13 protein-coding genes are annotated in these 16,487 nt (G+C 47.6%); 1 reads left to right on the top strand and 12 read right to left on the bottom strand.

The features are described 5' to 3' along the window. Window positions 1–310: 310 nt before the first annotated feature. The 7 genes from MHB46_RS18580 to MHB46_RS18550 all read right to left on the bottom strand — a co-directional run bounded on the left by MHB46_RS18580 (window position 311) and on the right by MHB46_RS18550 (window position 7,143). Window positions 311–1,612 carry a pyrimidine-nucleoside phosphorylase gene (locus MHB46_RS18580; RefSeq protein ID WP_341163071.1) on the bottom strand — a complete coding sequence of 434 codons (1,302 nt, stop codon included), beginning with the start codon at window positions 1,610–1,612 and terminating at the stop codon, window positions 311–313. Between the two features lie 32 nt (window positions 1,613–1,644). Continuing rightward, window positions 1,645–2,352: a purine-nucleoside phosphorylase gene (gene deoD / locus MHB46_RS18575; protein ID WP_013312036.1), complete on the bottom strand. Its 708-nt coding sequence runs from the start codon at window positions 2,350–2,352 to the stop codon at window positions 1,645–1,647. 90 nt (window positions 2,353–2,442) lie between these two features. Further along, entirely contained in the window at window positions 2,443–3,627 is a 1,185-nt protein-coding gene (gene deoB / locus MHB46_RS18570) for a phosphopentomutase (protein ID WP_190298005.1), read from the bottom strand. Between the two features lie 29 nt (window positions 3,628–3,656). Beyond that, complete coding sequence (locus MHB46_RS18565) at window positions 3,657–4,835, bottom strand: NupC/NupG family nucleoside CNT transporter (RefSeq protein ID WP_013312038.1); 1,179 nt, start codon at window positions 4,833–4,835, stop codon at window positions 3,657–3,659. A 75-nt stretch (window positions 4,836–4,910) separates the two neighbouring features. After that, a complete protein-coding gene (locus MHB46_RS18560; protein ID WP_029519322.1) occupies window positions 4,911–5,306 on the bottom strand; it encodes a cytidine deaminase in 396 nt (131 codons plus the stop codon). 30 nt (window positions 5,307–5,336) lie between these two features. Beyond that, window positions 5,337–5,999, bottom strand: coding sequence for a deoxyribose-phosphate aldolase (gene deoC, locus MHB46_RS18555; protein WP_341163070.1), 663 nt, complete (start codon window positions 5,997–5,999; stop codon window positions 5,337–5,339). A gap of 208 nt (window positions 6,000–6,207) precedes the next feature. Beyond that, entirely contained in the window at window positions 6,208–7,143 is a 936-nt protein-coding gene (locus tag MHB46_RS18550) for a sugar-binding transcriptional regulator (protein ID WP_023990386.1), read from the bottom strand. A gap of 275 nt (window positions 7,144–7,418) precedes the next feature. Between MHB46_RS18550 and MHB46_RS18545 the strand changes: the two genes are divergently transcribed. After that, complete coding sequence (locus tag MHB46_RS18545; protein WP_023990387.1) at window positions 7,419–7,832, top strand: chemotaxis protein CheW; 414 nt, start codon at window positions 7,419–7,421, stop codon at window positions 7,830–7,832. 62 nt (window positions 7,833–7,894) lie between these two features. On the opposite strand, the gene MHB46_RS18540 is transcribed toward MHB46_RS18545, so the two are convergent. The 5 genes from MHB46_RS18540 to MHB46_RS18520 form a co-directional block, all read right to left on the bottom strand. Continuing rightward, complete coding sequence (locus MHB46_RS18540; RefSeq protein WP_341163069.1) at window positions 7,895–9,013, bottom strand: slipin family protein; 1,119 nt, start codon at window positions 9,011–9,013, stop codon at window positions 7,895–7,897. Between the two features lie 829 nt (window positions 9,014–9,842). Continuing rightward, the gene (locus MHB46_RS18535; protein WP_341163068.1) at window positions 9,843–12,761 is read right to left on the bottom strand and encodes a glycosyl hydrolase; all 2,919 of its coding nucleotides are present in this window, start codon (window positions 12,759–12,761) and stop codon (window positions 9,843–9,845) included. A gap of 573 nt (window positions 12,762–13,334) precedes the next feature. After that, window positions 13,335–14,435 carry a bifunctional diaminohydroxyphosphoribosylaminopyrimidine deaminase/5-amino-6-(5-phosphoribosylamino)uracil reductase RibD gene (gene ribD, locus MHB46_RS18530; protein WP_341163067.1) on the bottom strand — a complete coding sequence of 367 codons (1,101 nt, stop codon included), beginning with the start codon at window positions 14,433–14,435 and terminating at the stop codon, window positions 13,335–13,337. Continuing rightward, complete coding sequence (locus MHB46_RS18525) at window positions 14,432–15,196, bottom strand: GTP cyclohydrolase II (RefSeq protein WP_341163066.1); 765 nt, start codon at window positions 15,194–15,196, stop codon at window positions 14,432–14,434. Before MHB46_RS18525 ends, ribD begins: the two co-directional genes overlap by 4 nt. An 82-nt stretch (window positions 15,197–15,278) precedes the next feature. Further along, window positions 15,279–16,376: an FAD-dependent monooxygenase gene (locus MHB46_RS18520; protein ID WP_341163065.1), complete on the bottom strand. Its 1,098-nt coding sequence runs from the start codon at window positions 16,374–16,376 to the stop codon at window positions 15,279–15,281. Between the last annotated feature and the right edge of the window lie 111 nt (window positions 16,377–16,487).

The raw sequence follows: 16,487 nt of genomic DNA, 5'->3' as shown, positions 1-16,487 counted from the left end.
ACTCCAACGATTCCAATTCGAATAAAGCGTGCGGTAGTGTTCGTATATCCTGCTCGAAAATGGTCAGATGGTTCAGAGAATGCAGTGTATGCCTAGCATAAACGTGTCTGCCCGTTCCATAGCATAATCAATCAGTCTTTCATAGGCTGCTCCCCGAACATCGCTGTATAATCTGAACATGTCTCTCTCCCTCTTGCCCTCCGCCTTACAATAAAAAAAGCCGAACTCATATCTATTATGAGTCCGGCTGTCATATTTTTCAAACTTGATCAAAGGCACCCAATACGACTTTTTGAATAGGGCTTACCGCTTACTCTGTCACTGTTCCATAGATCAGCACTGGTGCTTCCGCATGATCCGCAATACGGATGTTCGCGTAGATTTTCTCCAGTACTTGAGCTACATCTTCACGGTTCGCATGGATGGTAACCAGTGAATCGCCTTTTTGAACAGCATCCCCGACCTTTTTGTTCAGCATCAAGCCGACAGCCAGATCAATCTCGGATTCTTTGGTCGCACGTCCTGCTCCAAGCAACATCGCTGCGGTACCGATTTCGTCAGCCACGATTTCAGCTACCACACCGTCCTGCTTCGCAGGCACCTCAATAAGATACTGTGCTTGCGGCAAGCGTTCAGGATGATCCACTACAGAAGCGTCACCGCCCTGATTCGCAATAAACTCTTTGAATTTCTCCAGTGCTTTGCCATTGCGAATGACTTCTTTGAGCTTCTCTTCGGCGTTTTCGAGGGAATCTGCTTTCCCTGCCAAAAATACCATCTGACTGCCCAAAGTCATACACAGCTCTTCCAGATCTTTCGGTCCTTGGCCACGCAGCGTATCAATCGCTTCTTTTACTTCCAGTGAGTTACCAATGGCTACACCCAGCGGTTGACTCATATCGGAAATGACTGCCATCGTTTTTCGGCCCACATTGTTACCGATGCTCACCATAGCATGTGCCAGTGCTTTGGCATCATCTACGGTTTTCATAAATGCGCCTGCACCTGTTTTTACATCGAGCACGATGGCATCGGAGCCGGCAGCGATTTTCTTACTCATAATCGAGCTGGCAATCAGCGAAATCGAGTTGACCGTCGCCGTAACGTCACGCAAGGCATACAGCTTTTTGTCCGCAGGTGTAAGGTTACCGCTTTGTCCGATGACCGCAATTTTGCTGCGATTCACCAAATCCACAAATTCGTCCTTGCTGATTTCGACGTGGAAGCCTGCAATAGCCTCCAACTTGTCGATTGTTCCTCCGGTATGTCCGAGGCCGCGGCCTGACATTTTGGCTACCGGAATGTCCAAGGCCGCTACGAGCGGAGCCAGTACCAGCGTTGTTGTATCACCCACACCGCCAGTGGAATGCTTATCGACCTTTACACCTTCAATCGCGGACAGATCAATGGTATCACCCGAATGAACCATCGCCATCGTCAGATCAGCGCGTTCGCGTTCAGTCATATCTTTGAAGAAAATGGACATCGCCAATGCACTGACTTGATAATCGGGAATTTCACCCTGAGTGTAGCCTTGGATAATAAAATTAATTTCCTCCGTACTCAGTTCTTTTCCGTCACGTTTTTTCTCAATCAAGTCTACCATTCTCATATGTCATTTCTCCTCACTGTGCGTATGATCGTTTACAGAGATACTGCTGTATCCAGTGCAACTTCCATCATTTCTTTAAAGGTTGTTTGCCGTTCTTCTGCGGTCGTTTCTTCCCCCGTCAGCAAATGATCGCTTACCGTCAGAATCGTCAGTGCGTTTACGCCAAACTTGGCTGCCAACGTATATAAAGCCGAAGTTTCCATCTCTACACCCAGCACGCCGTATTCCATCAGCTTTTGTACCACTGATTTGTCATCACGGTAGAAGCTGTCTGAGCTGAATACATTACCGACATGCATGTTCAGGCCTTTGGCAACACCACGATCATAAGCGCCCTTCAATAGATCGAAGCTGGCAATCGGCGAGTAGTCGTAGCCGCCAAAGATATGGCGGTTCATGCCGGAATCCGTACAGGATGCCTGTGCCAAAATGACGTCACGAACGTGCACATGCTCCTTCATTCCGCCACATGTACCTACGCGGAACAGGTTTTTCACACCATATTCGCTAATCAGCTCGTTGACATAAATACTGATAGAAGGCAGCCCCATCCCAGTTCCCTGTACAGACAGGCGTTTGCCTTGGTACGTACCCGTGAATCCGAGCATTCCGCGAACCTCATTGTAGCAGGTCACGTCCTCCAGATACGTTTCAGCAATAAATTTTGCCCGTAGCGGGTCTCCTGGCAGCAAAATCGTTTCTGCAATTTCTCCGGGTTTGGCTCCAATGTGTACACTCATGTTTTTTATTCCTCCGTCCCATTTGTCCATGCTTGTATCGTTATTTATATTGTTACTAGTAATCTTGCTTGTACTCTTGCTGGTCCTTGATTACTGAAGCTCTGCCAAAAAGCTCGTTCCGTGTTCAGGCAGTTTCACACCAAAGTTATCTGCTACGGTCGCTCCAATATCAGCAAAGGTTTTACGAACCGCAAGCTCCTTGCCCCCAGCTGTAAAACGCGGGGAATATGCCAGCAAAGGTACGTATTCGCGGGTGTGATCCGTTCCCCGATACGTCGGGTCATTCCCATGGTCTGCAGTGATGATTAGCAGATCGTCATCGGTCATTTTGGCAAAAACCTCTGGCAAACGCGCATCGTAATCGTCCAAAGCTTGACCATATCCCTGCGGATCACGACGGTGACCGTATACAGCGTCAAAGTCCACCAAATTCAGAAAGCTTAATCCGGTGAAATTCTCATCGAGCGTAGCCACCAGCTTATCCATGCCGTCCATATTGGACACCGTACGCACCGCCTTTGTCACACCCTCACCGTCATAAATGTCGGAGATTTTACCCAAGGCGATCACATCTAGACCTGCATCCTTCAGCTCGTTCATGGTGGTGCGGCCAAACGGCTTGAGCGCATAATCATGTCGATTGGAGGTACGGGAGAAGTTCCCTGCCTCGCCTACGAACGGACGTGCAATAATGCGACCCAGCATGTACGGATCTTCCAGCGTGATTTTACGGCAGAACTCGCAAATCTCATAGAGTTCCTTCAAAGGTACAACTTCCTCGTGCGCCGCAATTTGCAGCACAGAGTCCGCCGAGGTATAGATGATGAGCGCTCCAGTTTTCACGTGTTCTTCGCCCAGCTCATCAATGATTTCCGTTCCGCTAGCAGGCTTATTGCCAATAACTTTGCGACCTGTGTGCTCCTCAATGCGTTGAATCAGCTCATCCGGGAACCCATCAGGAAATACACGGAAAGGAACCGCAATGTTCAAGCCCATGATTTCCCAATGGCCCGTCATCGTATCCTTGCCATTGGACGCTTCCTGCATCTTAGTGTAATACGCGAGCGGCTTGTCGGCCGCTGCCACTCCTTCTATGGAACGAATATTGGACAGACCGAGCTTACCCATATTCGGCATCTTCAGGCCACCGCGTTCGCGGGCAATATGACCGAGCGTATCTACATCGTAATCATCAAACTGGGCAGCATCCGGCGCTTCACCGATACCAACCGAGTCCATAACCACCAAGTGAATCCGTTTGAATTTAGACATCATAAAAATCCTTTCCTGACTCGCTGTTTTTTTTACAAAAACAACCCTGCAATCGTTGCCGACAGCACGCTAACCAGCGTTGCCCCGTACAACAGCTTCAGACCAAAGCGGGCCACCACATTTCCCTGTTTTTCATGCAACCCCTTCACAGCCCCCGAAATGATACCGATGGATGAGAAGTTAGCAAAGGATACGAGGAATACCGATACGATCCCGACCGTGCGCTCCGACAAGCCTGTTTGCTTGGTCAGATCCAGCATGGCCACGAATTCGTTGGATACGAGTTTGGTAGCCATAATGCTGCCCGCCTGAACGGCTTCGTTCCACGGAATACCCATGACAAAAGCGAAAGGCGCAAACACATATCCAAGCAGCGCCTGAAAGCTGATTCCAAACAACCAGGAGAAAATCCCGTTAACCATGGCAATCAGCGCCACAAAACCGATCAGCATCGCAGCTACCGTAATAGCAACCTTGAAACCGTCCATAATATATTCCCCGAGCATTTCGAAGAAGGACTGCTTCTCTTCCTCCTGAACCTCCAGTAAATCGTCTTCCTTCTCAATCTTGTACGGATTAATAATGGAAGCGATAATAAAGCCGCCGAACAGGTTCAATACCAAAGCTGTGACCACATATTTGGGATTTAACATTTGCATGTAAGCTCCCACAATCGACATGGACACTGTAGACATCGCAGACGCACACAGCGTATACAACCGATGTTTTGGCAGCAGACCAATTTGCTTCTTAACGGAAATAAACACCTCGGATTGACCCAAGATAGCCGAAGCTACAGCGTTGTAGGATTCCAGTTTACCCATTCCGTTTACTTTGCTCAAGACAAGCCCGATATATTTAATAATAAAAGGTAACACTTTTACATATTGCAAAATACCAATCAACGCGGATATGAACACGATTGGCAGCAGTACACCGATAAAGAACGGTGCTGCTCCTTCATTCGCAATTCCGCCAAAAACAAAGTTAATCCCTTCAGTTGCATATGCCAAAAGACTATTAAAACCTTCTGCAAAGCCTTTGACCAAAAATTCGCCAATTCCTGTATGCAGTAATACGAAAGCAAGCGCTGCTTGCAGAACAACCATAACCACCAGCGGACGATACCTGATTTTGCGCTTGTCACTGCTGGCAACGTAAGTAAGTGCAAATACAACGAGCAGTCCCACCAGAGCGATTACATATTTCATTTAATTTCCCCCTCATTACATTAAGCGCTTACATTACCCATAAAAAGAACGCGCCCCAAAGAGGCATTCTTTTTTTTATTTCCCCAGATCCGCAGGTCGAAAGGCACCCGGCAGTAATTGATCCACCGTCCACTCTTCTGTGTTGCCATGAAGGTTTGTCAGATAAATTTTGGTATCTTGATGAGCAAATTCGGAAATGACCTGACGACAGGCCCCACATGGAGACACAGGCCCTTCCGTATCAGCTACAACCGCAATCGAATCAATTTTCCGGCAGCCTTCGGATACCATTTTGAAAATCGCTGTCCGCTCTGCACAATTGCATAAGCCGTAGGAGGCATTTTCCACATTACATCCGTGGTAAATCGTGCCATCGCTTCCGAGAACCGCAGCACCCACCTGAAAATTCGAATACGGAACGTATGCCTGTTTACGCGCCTCAAGCGCTTTTTGAATCAATTGATCCTTCATTGCGAATCCCTCCATGACTTTAAAATAAACTTAGTAGGAAGATGTAGACTGCTCGCCCTCGATGATCTTCACACCGGAACTTGCACCGATCCGACTTGCGCCAGCTTCTACTAATTTTTGCACGTCTTCCAGACTGCGTACACCGCCTGAAGCCTTAACACCAATCTCAGGTCCTACCGTTTTGCGCATCAAAGCCACATCTTCCGCAGTAGCTCCACCTGTTGAGAAGCCTGTCGAGGTTTTCACAAAATTCGCTCCCGCTTTGACGGACAGCTCACATGCCAGTACCTTCTCTTCGTCTGTCAGCAAGCAAGTTTCGATAATCACTTTTACCAGTGTACCGGCAGCTGCCTCCACGACCGCACGGATGTCCTGCTCGACGAGCTGTACATCACGTGCCTTCAAAGCGCCTATGTTAATAACCATATCAATTTCAGTCGCACCGTTAGCAATAGCATCTTTCGTTTCAAATGCTTTTGTTGCGGACGTGCTCGCTCCCAGCGGGAAACCTATAACCGTACAGATGGCCACGCCCGTACCTGCCAGTTGCTCTGCCGAATAAGCTACCCACGCCGGGTTCACACATACAGAAGCAAACTGATATTTTTTGGCCTCGGCAGTCAATTTCGTAATTTCATCCTTCGTCGCATCTGCACGCAACAATGTATGGTCGATTAATGCTGCAATGTTCATATCTAAAAGCTCCTTCATTAGATAAATAGTGTGAAGACAAAAGTCATTTATTTCTCTGTGATGAGACCATCATAGCACGGCTTTGAACATATGTAAAACACATTTTGAAATTATGTTCAAGCTTATGCACAAGGCGTCACCTACAATTCATATTTCCCTGTAGGGACGTGCCATAACCGTATATTTTGCTGGGTTGAGACGACTTGCTCTATTGTAAAAGTGCTTGAGCCGTAAACTGATCCGTCACCAAAATATTCGCATACTTGCCACGCAGCGATGCCCGAATGGCCTCCACTTTACGCTGGCCTCCAGCGACGAGAATGGACTTCTCCTTCTTTCGCAAATCAGGCAAATCAATCCCGACGGTACGGCTATTGATTTCCTGACTGCATATATTGCCCTCAGCGTCAAAAAAGCGCGAGCAAATATCGCCCTTGCCAATTCTTTGCAGTAGCTTCTGCTCTTCCCCGTTAAAATAGCCCAATCGGAACAGCAACGCATCCTCCTTGACCGTACCCACCGTAAACACAGCGATGTTCGCCTGCTTGCCAAGTTCAATGATACGCTGGATATGCCGATCCTCCTCGACCATTTTCTTAACGGCGTGACTGTCGAAAATCACAGGCAGCGGCAAATACCGTGCTATGGTATGAAAGGCTTCTGCGAACAAGTTCACGGTTTCCACGGCATATGTGTTGACATGCGAATGGCTCACGCCTCCTTTGAGCTGAACCACCTCAACACCCTTGACCTGCTTTTGCTGGAGATGAAGCGCTACGGCATGCATCGTTGTTCCCCATGTCACTCCAATAATATCAGCATCCTGTACCGTTTCATGCAAATAATCGGCTGCTTTTTTGCTAATATGCTTCTTGATCTCCTGATATTCATTTAACGGCGAATAACAGACTAACACGGTATCCAGTCCGTACTTCTTCTTCACCTGCTCTCCGAGCGCGTCCATATCCTCCATCGGGTCCACAATACTGATCCGCACGTATCCCTGTTCCTTGGCAGCCTGCAGTAACCGCGATACCGTAGGACGCGAAACCCCGAGTCTGACCGCGATATCTTGCTGACTGTAGTCGTTTAGATAGTATAATCTGGCTGCCTCGATACTTAATCGCTGCTTTTCATGATCCATTCTACCTCAACCCGCTTATCTTAAAATGTAGTGCCAGCGGACACAGCTTTAGTCCCAAACATTATATATGAAGGGAAACTTGAAGCCACGCCTTGGCCGTATAGTTGTTAATTTGGAAGATTTAACTGCTCTTTTGTGATATTCTGTGATTAACTACAACTACTTTACCGCATCCTCAACTTTATCGTTCCATCTGTCAAAACGCAATAGTTAAACCATTTTACCGCTCATTCACAATCTGTGATGGCTTATCTGAATATGTAAGGAGAATTGCTATGTCTGAATTTATTGTGTGCAGTCTGGCGGACAAAAAGTTCGCTTTAAACTTTGTGGAAGTAGAAGAAGTCATGAATGCCAAAAAAGGAACGCCGCTTCCCTTTTCCGAGGCGTGGCATGAAGGAATGGTGACTATTCGCGGCAATGTATTTACGATCCTTAATTTACGCAAAAAGCTGTTTCTTCCTGCATCAAGCGATTCCGCCGAGGACAAAATGATTTTGCTCAGCCGTGCGAAGATTGCTCTGCTTGTCGATCAGGTGGAAGACACAGCTTCTGCTGAGGACAGTCAGCTACAAAGCAATGAGGAAGAGTGGCAACGCGAGTTGTTCCCTACAGTGATGGAGCATCAGGGTACCCTCATTCCGGTGATCGATATGGACGCTTTTCTTGCATCCACCAAGACGAACTAAAAAGCAAAAAATACTCCCGAACCTTGAGCCGGCTTGCACTCATCGTTCGGGAGTATTTTCAGTTATTGGAGTCCCTGCCCCTCTTTCATGTGAACCAGTGTGTTCAGCTGCTCCAGCAACGTATTTCCGCCAGTCAGCGAAATCGTGCCAATCTTCTCGCAGATTTTTTCCATGAATTCCAGTTCTTTAAGACGAAAGAGGGTGGCATTCTCGTCCATCAGCTTGGCCGTATTGAGCAGACTACGAGTGGATGCCGTCTCTTCACGTCGTGTGATGAGGTTGGCCTGTGCCTTCTTCTCTGCCAACAGCACGGTATTCAGAATATCCTTGATATCCCCCGGCAAAATAATATCCTTCACCCCTGCTGACGTAAAAGTCACTCCATATTCGCCACTCTGCTCATTCAGTCGAGTCAAAACATATTCCGCAATCTCTTGCTTCATTTTCAGCAAATCATCCAGCTTCATCGTGCCAACATATTCGCGCAGCAGCAGTTGAAGCATAATGTACATTTGTTCCTCGTATGCCCTGAATTCCAACGCCCGCAACGGGTCGATGATACGGTACTGACAGACGAAGTTGAGGCGCAGCGTGATTTTGTCCTCTGTCATGATTTCCTGTCCCGTCAGGTCCATCTGCTGTTGTCGCATATCTATCGTTTTGATCTCTGTATTCACTGTGGACATCCAGAAATAATATTTGCCCGGTTTTAGCTCACCCTGCAACACATTATCGTAATACAAAAATCCCAATTCATAGCTGCCCACCTGAAGTGTCTTCCAGAAGCCCGGTGTCTTGGACAAGAATGCTTGCCCCAATGCCTTATCAATTGCAGGCTGCCGAGTATCTGCACGAACAAAACGATGTTCCTTGAGCATGTTCCAAAAAGCATATTTTCCAGCCGTCAGTAGCTCCACAAATCGATTATCCTCATAATGCAACACATATTCATGGTCCTCTACATCAATGACATTCAATTGCTCAAGCAATAGGGGATCTGTCAAAAACAAACGAATGTCATGATCAGGTACAAAAAATGGTTCGGCTACATTCAAAATTTCAACTGCTTCCTGCTGAAATGTCTTTAATAGGTAAGTTCCTGGATGCAACAACTTGTGGTAGCTTCCTTTTTTGAACAGCAGCCCGCGCTCATCAGATTTAATCGTTATCTTCTTAAACATCGTATCACTCCTAGTATTAAAATCCTCCACTTAAAAGTATGCTTCTTTCTATGTGTGGCGGCTCCGCGGTCCAATTGATCTTCCGATCGCTGTTGCCACTGAATTTTTAGAATGGATGAACCCGTTAAAGGGTTAAAATTCAGTGGCAAAGGCGAACGCTTCGCTTCTTCAGATTCAAATGGGCCGCTCCGCTGCTATCCGCCTTAAAATCAACACACTTTTAAAATGAGGATTTTTTATTTTTTATTTGTTGTAGTAGGGTTATTGACCCTTGCAGAGCATCCCTCCGGTGTGGACGGCGGGGTCAAGCTTAAGGAAAAAGAAAGATACCGTCTGTTTCCGTGTTCTAGGGATGGGATTCATCAGCCCAACATCGACTGTGAATCTGTATCCCCGAGACCTCAAAACCTGTCGGCGCTTGCTCTCTCCGGTATCCACTGACCGCATAGCCATCGCCCCGGTATCTGTCATCGAGACCAGACATGGGATGCTCTTATCCGGGTCTTTTCATTGTTTTTATTCGATCATTCGAATACTCTACCAGAAGTCGCGTGGAAGGCGATTGGGAATTGAACCCTAATGTTGGTGGATACATCAGATTTACAGGATACCTGACCCCATCAGGGTAGGCACTGTGGGACCTTTGGAAATCCACGCCTCGGTAATATCTTCCTGTATCAGCCTTTATCATTATCGCGCAACCTGGAACTCACGAACATGACGAAAGTATTACGACCCTATAAAAAAAGACACAGGAGAAGCGTATGTGCTTCCCTTGTGTCTTTCTTTCTATAATTAACTGTCGCGTTCGTATCTTAGGTCTGATCCACTAGGATGTTTTTTCGAAAACGGGATCGACGCTCGGTAGTGGAAGTTGTGGAACGTCTGTTGTTGTAGAAGCAGTCTGCTGGTGTGTATAGCTGAATGAAGGGGTCTCGTATTGCAATCCCGCCTTTTCATAGGTAAACCAATAGCTGACAGCCTTCCCGATATCGAGGTCTGTAACCCGCTGCTCCCAGACACCGCCGTTGTTTGTCATTCGGTAATTGAGCTGTTGTCCACCAGTTAAAGTATAATGCACATCAACATAGGCCGAGGCTGTTTTGGGTGTAAATTGAAGCAATGCTTCATGATCGCTGACAAAGCGAGCTCCTACTTTATAATCCTCCGTTTCCCCGCCACCCTCATTACCACCAGATGCTGGCTCTGTCGTTACCCCTACCGCATTGCTTGCTGCAGATAGGTTACCAGCTGCATCTCGAGCCTTAACGGTAAAGCTGTAAGTGGAAGCTGCATTCAGCCCTGTAATTGAAGCGGAAGTACCGCTTATCTCTGCTGCCTGGGCCTCGTTCTTATAAACGATATAACCCGTAACGCCAACATTGTCTGTAGCTGCATCCCACTCCAGAGTGACTACCGAAGCCGTTTTGGTCGTAGCTCGAACATTCGCCGGGATGGACGGAGCCTCCGTATCAGGTTGCGGATTGCCACCGCCGCTTCCATTTCCGGTATTAAAGCTATTCGGCTGCACGGTAATACTGTGCCCATCTGAGAAGGTTACTGTTTTGACTTGGTTTGTAAAATTGTAGGCCACATAAGTTTTTACACCGTTTTTATGAAATACGGCATAAATAGGTGAATTAGCGGTGATGCTGCGGTCGATGTTGCCTAAAGCACCCAAATTGTAGATCCAGTGGTAGGCATTCGCCTTGGAATTCCCTGCTTCCGGTGTCATGGCTGCTACGCGTGCACTGAATTTCGCCTTGGCATCGGACGGGTTCGAGATTGCTCTGTACATATACACAATATCTTCCCACGGACTGAAGTTCCCACCGCTTTTTCGCAGCAGATCGTTATAGTTCTTAGCCGCATACTCCGAATATTGCGTCAGATACAAGGAGGCCGAGGTGATCGGTAGCCAGTTGATACCATGCACCTCTGCGGCATTATCGGTCCACCATGTTGCATTCCCTACCGTTTTACCGCCCCAGATCATGCTTGCCGTCGCGCTTTGCATCCCTGCAGGAGTGTTTGTGCCATGCACATCAAACCAGTATTCGTTAATGGCATTCATTTCAGTTGTGTATAGATAGATGCCGAGATCACGAGTTTGAGTATTTCCCGTCGCCTCGCCCCATAAAATAAGACCTGCCCAAGCATTCATCGCTTCCGAGGAGGATTCATTGTTGTTGCCATCACCAAATTTGGCATGGCCGGAAGCCCAAGTGTGTCCGGCATAGGGATCAAAATTACGCAAATACGGAAATTTTGAATCAGACCTGTCGGTATTGGCAATGTCGCGAATGAGCAGCTGCACCATTTGTCCCCATTGGGAATCGGATGCCCAGCTCTTGTCCACACGTGCAATTTCGGCTGCGGCCTTGATAAAGTATCCATAATGGAAGTGATGGTCATTTAATTCTACCGCACTGCCAAAGCTGTCGGGATAACCGATCAATGTCCCCCAATGGTTGTTATACACAAATAGACTGGAGCTTTTCAGATTCCCCGAGTTGTCACTAGCCTTAAACCAGTCCTGCAGCCGGCTTTTGATCTCATTGCGGAACTGGGTCGCTGCTGCGGTATTGCCAACCTGGTCGGCAATCGGCGCCAGCGCTGCTAGCTTGCCCAGACGTTTTCCCGTCCAGTACGTGTCTCTATCGCCAGAGTAGACTTCCGCTTTCGCTTCGTCTATATAACTGTTGAGCGTATTTTTATCGTAGGACCCCAAGTCGGGCAGGGAAGGCAGTACTCCTGTAAATTTCATTTTCGTTTGAAAAGACGCACCCTCTGCTGTTTTCATCAGACCGCGTACAGAATTGTACGTATAGCCTAGCAGGGGTTGTGATGAATTTTTCCACTGATGAGGGTATAAGGCAAAAATAGTGCCGCTTTGTGTGCCTTCCTTCGCTGTCGTTGCAACAGTAAAGGTGGTCGTTACCTCGGAAGAGGCTTCGTTATAGCTGTACTGTGCTTTGGAGTTTGTAACGAAAGAATAGGCGTATTGCTGAAATTTGTCCAATGTCGCGGTTGTTTTGTCAGGCAAAGCCGCCACTGTAAAATAGTTTTTCCCGTTTAATTGATTGATCAGCGTACTCGACCCGAGGCCAGACCAGGTGCTGCCGGAAGGACCAAACAGACCATAGTGTGAGCCATTGACTGTAATGCCAAGCACAGGGGAACTAGCTGACCCAGACCAAACCTCTGGCACCCCATTAAATGAAAGCTTGGGATTGCCACCGCCAAACTCAAAAAAAACATAAGGGGAGCCGTGTCCATAGGTAGCACTCATTTTATTGTTGCCGCTTTGAAATAATGATTTGACAAACCAGTCGCTGAAACCGTCCACTTTGGCATCCGGAAATGAAGCGCTTACAGAATGACCGATGGTAAAATCGTTCACATCATCCATCCAGCCCGCGATGTATCCCGGATTTACCGTAATTTTCCCACTCGGGTTAAAGATGCGTAAACCGTTTTGCTGATTTTTCAAGGCAAGGGGATGCGGATATTGAGCCTCGGAGTACGGTACCCAGGCCAGGCTGCTCCACCAGTCATTGGTAGGCATTGGGCTGATTACATTCGCTGTTTTGTAAATCTCGTTTTGCGGTGTTGCTGCTCCGGCAGGTAGTGTAGTTGAATATGAGCCAGCGCCTTGTGTGACCTCACCCGAAAAGGCTTTAGTAGAAACCGGTGCAGCTAAAAATATCAGACTGGCACTTAACAAGCATAATATCATCTTTTTCACAACCTACATCCTCCTTTGAATTCTATAATCCCTTTCACTGCAAGGATTTCCCTTTCTCTTCCAAGTTGAATTCAACTTCATTGTGCTCGATCTCAATTTCCAGGTCAATCCTTTTATTTCTATATTCTAACTAAACGAGGCGAAAGTCTCTAAAAATACATAAGAAACCAGGACGAAAAACCCAAATATTATGTAATTATGTCATTTCGATTTCACCCCATAAGACGTTCACCTTATGAGTTATTCACCCCATTAACCATTCACCCTAATAAACGTTTAGTATATAAAAAAAGAATCCTCCAGGCCTTTTAGCCCTTCAGATTCTCTGTTCTTTTAAGTATATGAGCTTTTGAGCTTTTCCCCTTCCCATGCTCCCCACCATTTCGAAAAATGAGTGACTTTGCGGTGGCCAGCAGCGGAGCGAAGGGGTTGAATCTGGAGAAGCGGTAGCGTTCGCCTTTGCAGTGGGATTCTTACCTTTAAATGTCTTATACAATCCGAAGAATCCCACTGCAACAGCGATCGGAAGATCAACCCCTTCGCGGAGCGCCTCCTCCACCGAAAACAACTCACTCATTTTCCCCGCCCAAAATACCCTTCTATTTTCCAATCTACACCAACCTGTGTCACGCTCAAATCATGCAATGCCACCGCATCGCTCATCGCAGACACGCCTTCTCCCCCGAGAAATCCCGGGGCCGCGCGTCCTCCTACCAACTTCGGTGCAATATACAGCACCAGCTTATCTGCCAGCCCTTGCTGCACGAACGAAGCGTTCACCTCGGCTCCGCCTTCCACGAACACCGATGACACCTCCGCCGCACCCAAAATATCCAGCATTTGCGGCAGGTTAACCCGATCACTGTTTTCATCCTGAGTCGGATATACCTTTACACCCAGTTGTTCCAACTGGCTACGCTTGCCTTCATCATAAACGCGCCCTGTGAATATCCAGGTAGGTGCCTCCACATCTGTAATGACACGGGCATCCACTGGAATTCGAAGCTTGCTATCCAAAATGATACGAATCGGATTCCGTCCATCCGGTAGACGAGTCGTAAGCTGGGGATTATCGTGAATCACCGTCTGTACACCGACCAGGATTCCCACATGCTCGTTACGTAGACGATGCACATCTTCCCGTGCAGCCTCAGACGTAATCCATTTGCTTTCCGAGGTCCGGGTTGCAATTTTACCGTCCAGTGTTACTGCCGATTTGATCGTAATAAAAGGACGCTTGCTCACGATATATTGGTTAAACACTTCATTCATGCGGATGGATTCCTGCTCACATACGCCGACAATGACCTCAATGCCCGCATCTTTCAAAATCTGTACCCCTCTGCCGGAAACCAGCGGGTTCGGGTCCAGCGCTGCAATCACCACTCGACGAATGCCAGCCTTCACAATCGCTTCCGCGCACGGGCCTGTCCGGCCGTGATGGGAACACGGCTCCAGCGTTACGTAAATCGTCGCTCCCTGAGCGTGTTCACCCGCCATACGCAACGCATGAATCTCGGCATGTGGCTCGCCGGGCTTCAGATGAGCGCCGATCCCAACGATACGACCGTTGTTGACAATGACTGATCCGACGAGCGGATTCGGTACTGTTTGCCCTTTAGCACTTCTGGCATTTTCCAGTGCCAGGCGCATATATTTTTCGTGAATGGTCATAGAACCTCCCTGAGATCGGAATCCCGCAAATGGCCGGATCGTTCCACTTTTGTATTCAAATACCGTTCATTATATTGCGACACATCGCCCCAGAGCGGCATGCGACCCGCCACATTCATACCCGATTTCTTCAAGGCATCCATTTTTTTAGGATTATTTGTAATCAAAGTTACCGGTTTTTGTCTCAGGTGACGGAGCACACTAATGGCATCCGCATAGTTGCGTGTATCATCTTCAAAACCCAATTGATGATTGGCTTCGACAGTATCCATGCCTTCTTCCTGCAGAATATAAGCCATTGCTTTACTAAACAAACCGATCCCGCGGCCTTCATGGTTAGCCAGATAGAACAACGCACCCGTTCCATGCTCCACGATCATTTTCATGGACTGGTGGAGTTGAAATCCGCAATCACAACGCTTGCTACCAAAAATATCTCCAGTATGACAAATACTATGCATGCGAACTAATGCATTTTCCGACTGTTGAAGATCACCGTACACCAAAACGCTTGACTGTTGTCCCTCTGCCAAATCCAGTGTGGACAATCGCTTCACAATCGTCACAGCGGTGGCATTCAGTAAGTCCTGACGATCTTCCTCATCCCGTACAGGCAACCAGCAGTACCACTGAAAAACAACCGTTTCTCCTTCCAAATTAACTGGCAGCTTGATCGGTCCTACCAAAATCGTCGAAGATTGCTCTCCACGAACGGTTTGAATTTTATCGTTAAGTAGCGTAGCTACATCTTTTTGGTTCATCTCTCTGCACCATCCTTTATATGAGCTCTATATAGAAAATGCCTAATTCTTCAAAGGCTAATCGTTATTGTCAGGGTACAAATCATTGAACTATGTGTAAGAAATGTTCATGAAACGTGGATTCCATCGTCAGCTGCCGTTCCTGAAGCTCGGTGACAGCCTGTCGTCGTCCGTCTTCGAACGCCTTTAGGTCTCCTGCGGTATAGCTCTTCTGCCGTAAACGAAGAAGCTCACTGGCTAGCACATCGGCATCCTTCAAAGCTGCGTTCAAGCCAAAAGCTCCCGTAGGTGTCATGGTATGCGCCGCATCTCCGATAAGGACCAGTCCGTTCTGCGCCCAGGTGTCACTGCGACTGCTGAAAATATCCAACGGTACGAAGTCCTTCCATGAACGAATGTGATCATGCACACTATGCTTCAAATCTGGAAAAGCCTCTGTAAACCGTTGTATAAAGGGTTCAAAGGATTGCTTAAACAGGGTTGAAAAGCTACCTTCCTCCACATTCCAGCCAATTTGAATATAGCCCTCAGCCTGCGAGAATAAAGCCAACTGCCCTCCGTTGACCCGTGCCAGACGAGTGACGGGCTCCCATCCAGCAGGTGCCGTAATTTTCGCCCATAGCAGATCATAGCCGTGTCGAATGTTCGTCACAGGCATCTGCGCCAGCTTGCGCACAGTCGAGTAGCGACCGTCTGCCCCTACAATCAACGAACTGTCAATCGTGATCTCATGGCCGTTCTTATCGCGGGCGGTCAAGCCTGTATACCCCTGCTCGCTGTTACCTTCCAAGGTAGTCACCGTTGTACTGGCCAGGTAACGGAAGAACTCGTAGGTTGCCGCCTGCTTGAGCAGAGCCTCCAAAAATCGAGGCTGTGGAATATGAACCCCCACATTATTATTTACTGAAGCTGGTTTGACCGTCTTCACCTGCTGCTGATGCTCCCAATATTCGATTCTTGTAGAGGCGAGAACATAGTCCTCATGAATTTGTTCGAGCAGCTTATGCTTTTGGATCACTTCCTGACCCTCATCATTCAAGATTTCACCGCGGAAAGCCTTACCCGCCACGCTCTGCCGCTCAATCAATACCGTGGATACACCCTGCTCCGCCAGTAGACAGGACAACAAAGTCCCTGCGGGTCCCCCTCCAACTACGCAAACTTCACATTCCAACTTCATCTGACTTCCCCCTACGCCCAAACCATAACCTCAACGATTAGTTCGTACCTGTTCATTTAATTACATCATTAATAATATCAAAATAATATCAAATTAAGTTCAAATTTTAAG

The organism is Paenibacillus sp. FSL H7-0703 (genome assembly GCF_038003485.1).
In the GTDB taxonomy this organism is placed as follows: domain Bacteria; phylum Bacillota; class Bacilli; order Paenibacillales; family Paenibacillaceae; genus Paenibacillus; species Paenibacillus polymyxa_B.
Note: the sequence above shows the minus strand (reverse complement) of the source record. Positions and strands in the feature narration are given on the sequence as shown.